At 65.7% G+C, this 207-nt stretch carries 1 tRNA gene; it reads right to left on the bottom strand.

Annotated features, from left to right (window positions below):
- Positions 1-134: 134 nt before the first annotated feature.
- Positions 135-207, bottom strand: a tRNA-Ala gene (locus RUR_RS11495).

The raw sequence follows: 207 nt of genomic DNA, 5'->3' as shown, positions 1-207 counted from the left end.
CGGGGGCGTGGGGGCGGCAGCCCCCACACGTGGAGGTTCCAGGAGGTCATCCTCCTGGGATAAATGACGAGACTCCCACCGGCGAAGTAAGCCCCGAAGGGGCTTACAAGCAGGGGGAGCCCAGGAGAGTCTCGTGGAGCTATGGGGATTCGAACCCCAGACCTCCTCCATGCCATGGAGGCGCGCTACCAGCTGCGCCATAGCCCC

The organism is Rhizohabitans arisaemae (assembly GCF_025996515.1).
GTDB lineage: Bacteria > Actinomycetota > Actinomycetes > Streptosporangiales > Streptosporangiaceae > Rhizohabitans > Rhizohabitans arisaemae.
Note: the sequence above shows the minus strand (reverse complement) of the source record. Positions and strands in the feature narration are given on the sequence as shown.